Source organism: Chitinophaga hostae (assembly GCF_018224885.1).
Classification (GTDB): domain Bacteria; phylum Bacteroidota; class Bacteroidia; order Chitinophagales; family Chitinophagaceae; genus Chitinophaga; species Chitinophaga hostae.
On sequence record NZ_JAGTXB010000043.1, the window covers coordinates 1 to 3531 of the forward strand.

A 3531-nucleotide genomic window follows, 5' to 3' on the forward strand; every position below is an offset into this window, starting at 1 on the left:
TACCGAACCTCAAGACCCATATGCTCCCGCCCGCATGTTTTTGCTACGCTATAATTTGTTGTCTGATTTGGGAGAAGCTATCTTTTTAACTTCCCCTTCAGGCCCGTTTTTCTTGGTTCCTGGCTTAGCTAATTTGTTCTGAGGCGGTAACTCCATTTCAAAAATCATGGGGTTATCTATCCCGTGTTTATAGATATTCTTCTTCAAGTCCATCCAAAGTTGAATGTTATAATCCGCCAGTTCTATCAGTTCGTCACGGGTTAACCTGAAGGGATTGTGCACGGATGCAGGGGAATTACTTTCCGAAACTCCATCGTTGCAGGCAAGTATATTGGGGCGATACCCTTCGCCAAGTTCCAATGATTTCCCAATAGCCATGCTATTTCCAAATAATTTAATCTGCTTCCCAGAGCTTAATTGCAATGTTTTTCTTTTAAAGTCAGCCATAATTTGAGATTTTAATAATTGAATAATCACTACTGAGAGGAGTGAGTTACAGTGAAAAAAAAAGGAAGGTCATTTCTCATACCCATTTTTGATGTTAACCTCGGCGTAGTTTTTTGAAGCTGTCTTGTGAGTACTTGACGGTTTGTGAAGGGTTAGAATGGATGAGAAATTGATTTAGGTCTTTATAGTCCCCATAGATCTGACTGCAATCCCTGTATTTCTTATCGAGGGCTAAAGCTTGATCTGTTTGGCTAATACCTGCTTTATCTCTATCTAAATACAGATGAATAACCTGGTGCTTTTCCATTAATTCCTGGCACTTTTTAAAAAAGGATAAAGAATTTAGCACCAGGTAATTAGTCTCCGGCAGATTTTTCCCCTGATGGATCATCAGGAAAGATAGAAAACTGAAGAAGCCTTCATATACAGATACTTCAGACGCGCCGTTATCAATAAACGTAGTTGCCTTCGGATTGGAACTCCCTTTGAAATAAGGATTGCGCAATTCATAGCCACCAGCATCATTTTTAAAACCGATAGCATAATAATCCTTTCCGTAAAGTGAGTACCGAACTTCCCGGCAAAACTGTTGGGCAAGCTGCACGGGAATACAGCGCACTTCCAAATAATGAAGTAGAGCCGGGGAAGCAATCGGGGCATCCCCAATCACCCTGATCTTTTTTTCTTCACTGGAAAATTGGGGAGCTGGCCCCATTGGTGAAAGTTGAGAGAGTACCTGAGGCCGATGAAAAGAAAGAAAGGCTTGCAGCTTCTCCAGCACCTCAGGGATAGTACAATGATGAAACAACATTCCAAAGTCCACAATACTACCTCCTTGCCCAATTCCAAAATCATAAAACAGATTCAGCTTGCGGTCAACCTTAAAAGAGGCAGTACTCTCTTCCCGGAATGGGGACAAATACCAGTAATCCTGACCTCGTACCTTCTGGGGCTGGTAGCCGAGAAATGCCAGGTAATCAACCATGTCTGTCCGCTTTGCCTCCGCAATGGGGAAATCATTTGTCGCCATAAAATTATTTGAGATGGGTTAAGGGGTTAATCTTTCGGTTCCGGTTTCTGGTTCATGGAACGAATCCGCTTAATGTCTTCCTCCAACTCAGACAAGTAAAACACCTTCTTACGCTCACCCAGGTCATGGCGGCGGATCAGGGACATTTGCACGAACTTTCGGAGTGTGGGGGCAGAAACGCCTATAATCTTACAAGCCTGCCGAATGTTTAGAGGTGTTTCTGATAGACCTTTGGAAAGGTTATTTTCCTGGAGGCAGGACTTAACGATACTTTCAATAAAGAGCCTTGCCTGCTCTATACTGAAACCAATAAATTGCATTTGCTCACTCATATCTCTTCGCTATTGATTCAGAGCAAATATGAATGCAAAAAATGCCGGTTTAGGGCAAATACCGGAAAAAACATGCAAAATCCGGACTTTATTTATAGGAAGGCGATTACTTATTTTCTTTTATTGGCGGCTAACTCTTTCTTAATCAATTCAATTACAGGATGTATATCTTTCTCCAACTTTTGGCGCTTTGAGCGACTAATCTTGCCCATACTCACCTCCGAAAAACCGGAAAATGGGGTTCCATTAGCCTTAAATACCTGAACTTTCTTTTCAATTACTTGCCAGGAAACGATAAGACCCTTTGCTTCCTTCAATGCCAGGAAGATGATTTTTAACGACTGATTATCGAAATTGTCTTTCTTTATAAGTTCCAACACAGGGCTGTCTTCATCACTAAATATCTTATTGAAGGTATCAACATTGTAGGGCGCTCGAAAGTAAGGCTGGAAAGTGTCATATAAAAAGTCAATCACTTTCCCACAAATAGCTGAAGAAAGATCTTCATTCAATTTCAAAAAATTATAACTGCTGGCTTCCCTTTCCCGCTTCTCCGTTGTGGGTATTGTCACTTGTTCGAGAGGCGGGGCAACCGGCTCTTTATTGCGATCTATTATTTGCTCTTCTCCTATCTTCCCTTGTAGAGCTTGCAAATAATCAAGGAGAATGACACGTTGCTGCTTATCGTTTTCCACTATCCTCAAAAAGTCAACATTCTTCTGAAAATTAAATTTCTTCCGCAATGCCCATTGCTGCCTATTATCCCCATCTTCTAATTTATATTGATATGCCTGAGGATACTCCTTTAGCATTTTTATTAAATATTCAAGCCGTTCGGCATCAAAATGCTGTTTCTCCAATTTTGTAAATATCTCAATTCGCAGAATAGACTCTTCCAAGTTAAAATATAGGTAGCGACTGCACCAGTCAAAATGATTTATCAGGCTGTCAAAATTTAAAGGGAATGGGCATTTTATAAATGAAATACAGTAGTGATTATGCAAAGCATGGTTAGCCAGCTTATCAAAATCGATAATCAAAATTGACGTCTTCTTAGTTTGATCGTTATAGGGTATCTCCCGGATGAATATGCTTGTTTCCGCTACTCTGACCATAAAGGGTACATCCTTGACTTGTTCCAGGGTTGTCATCGCTTATAGGTTAACTTATTAAATAGATACCTGAATATACCAAATAATGAGAATATTTGGAAGATTCGGGATGAGCGAATACCTTAGCATAGGTCCCAATAACTTTAAATTAAATACCTAAATCACCAGCTGTGACACAGGAACATTGCAATCACGATCCAATATCTCATAAAGAAATACAAGGTAAGATTGATAAATTTGGTTGCTATATCATTCTCATCGAAGCAAATGATTCTCTTCCTGCCTTTGCCTATACAATCGGACTGAAACAGAAATTCAATCATCCGGAGATTATCAGCTTCGGGCTGTCACTAGATCTTTTGGGTAGTCTTTTAAATGATGCCTGCGATTTAATTAAGAATGGCCAATCATTGCAAGTGGGAATTTGTTATGATGATTTTATAGAAGATTTTCCAGTGCAATTCCTATCTGTCGATAAATCATTTCTGCCAAATTACTTTGGGATAGCCAATAACTTTTACAATAATCTCAATTATTCCGCTTTGCAATTAGTGTGGCCGGATAAGCAAAGCCTTTTCCCTTGGGAGGAGGGGTTCAATGCTAATTGGAA

The 3531-nt window shown here is 40.0% G+C and carries 5 protein-coding genes; 1 reads left to right on the top strand and 4 read right to left on the bottom strand.

The features are described from left to right. Positions 1-48: 48 nt before the first annotated feature. The 4 genes from KE626_RS34390 to KE626_RS34405 all read right to left on the bottom strand — a co-directional run bounded on the left by KE626_RS34390 (position 49) and on the right by KE626_RS34405 (position 2960). Positions 49-447: a hypothetical protein gene (locus KE626_RS34390; RefSeq protein WP_211977681.1), complete on the bottom strand. Its 399-nt coding sequence runs from the start codon at positions 445-447 to the stop codon at positions 49-51. Between the two features lie 94 nt (positions 448-541). After that, positions 542-1477, bottom strand: a complete 936-nt coding sequence (locus KE626_RS34395; protein ID WP_211977683.1) for a CHC2 zinc finger domain-containing protein — start codon at positions 1475-1477, stop codon at positions 542-544. A gap of 26 nt (positions 1478-1503) precedes the next feature. Continuing rightward, positions 1504-1809 (bottom strand): MerR family transcriptional regulator, encoded by a 306-nt coding sequence (locus tag KE626_RS34400; protein ID WP_211977684.1) that lies wholly within the window; start codon positions 1807-1809, stop codon positions 1504-1506. Positions 1810-1919: 110 nt separating this feature from the next. Next, the gene (locus tag KE626_RS34405; protein WP_211977685.1) at positions 1920-2960 is read right to left on the bottom strand and encodes a hypothetical protein; all 1041 of its coding nucleotides are present in this window, start codon (positions 2958-2960) and stop codon (positions 1920-1922) included. Between the two features lie 131 nt (positions 2961-3091). Between KE626_RS34405 and KE626_RS34410 the strand changes: the two genes are divergently transcribed. Next, positions 3092-3531: DUF4262 domain-containing protein (locus KE626_RS34410; RefSeq protein ID WP_211977687.1), on the top strand; the 440-nt coding region annotated here is incomplete at its 3' end.

What these genes read in the sequence shown, in the direction of transcription:
- KE626_RS34390 (WP_211977681.1), bottom strand. Translation starts at nt 447, where the DNA reads ATGGCTGACTTTAAAAGAAAAACATTGCAATTAAGCTCTGGGAAGCAG.
- KE626_RS34395 (WP_211977683.1), bottom strand. Translation starts at nt 1,477, where the DNA reads ATGGCGACAAATGATTTCCCCATTGCGGAGGCAAAGCGGACAGACATG.
- KE626_RS34400 (WP_211977684.1), bottom strand. Translation starts at nt 1,809, where the DNA reads ATGAGTGAGCAAATGCAATTTATTGGTTTCAGTATAGAGCAGGCAAGG.
- KE626_RS34405 (WP_211977685.1), bottom strand. Translation starts at nt 2,960, where the DNA reads ATGACAACCCTGGAACAAGTCAAGGATGTACCCTTTATGGTCAGAGTA.